Annotated in this window: 1 protein-coding gene; it reads right to left on the bottom strand. The window is 29.5% G+C overall.

The genetic code is table 11. From position 1 onward, the window contains the following. Window positions 1-256: 256 nt before the first annotated feature. Window positions 257-469, bottom strand: coding sequence for a hypothetical protein (locus RCF13_RS11060; RefSeq protein WP_308141182.1), 213 nt, complete (start codon window positions 467-469; stop codon window positions 257-259). Between the last annotated feature and the right edge of the window lie 70 nt (window positions 470-539).

Raw genomic sequence — 539 nt, 5'->3', positions numbered from 1 at the left:
TTCAAATCATATACTTTTTTTCTATTTAAAATATCATGTTCCATTTGTTTGATAAAAGAGTTTTCATGTTTTTTTGTAGATGCTGTAACTGTATAAAATTCTTTATAATTAAAATCCACCTTATTCATTGCTTGTCCTCCCTTTAATTTAAATGTATTTTCTACGCATTTAAACTTTCATAACTGAATTTTAATATCGAAGTAGTATATTTATATGGCTCGATAACTAGATTACAATCATGACGATTTAAATAAGCCTACTGAAAACCTTTAAGATATTGACCATCTTGAATTACTACTCCATGTTTTTTAAGCTCTAAGGTGACTCTGATTATGTCTTTTAATATCTGTTTAAATAATCCTAAATACTGACTTTGTTCTGCTGTTGTTCTTACAGAGTTCTCAAACCAAGTCATGGCTTTGAAGTACCTCTTTAAAAGCTCGTTGTATTCTTTCTTGAGTTCATCCATCTAACCCCTCCTAATCCCATGGAGCTACTACAGGTGTTACTATAAATTCTTTTCTAATCTCTGGCATTAA

The organism is Stenotrophomonas maltophilia group sp. RNC7 (assembly GCF_030910085.1).
GTDB lineage: Bacteria > Pseudomonadota > Gammaproteobacteria > Xanthomonadales > Xanthomonadaceae > Stenotrophomonas > Stenotrophomonas sepilia.
Note: the sequence above shows the minus strand (reverse complement) of the source record. Positions and strands in the feature narration are given on the sequence as shown.

Excerpts from the sequence above, each read along its gene's own strand:
- RCF13_RS11060 (WP_308141182.1), bottom strand. The coding sequence starts at position 469 with ATGGATGAACTCAAGAAAGAATACAACGAGCTTTTAAAGAGGTACTTC.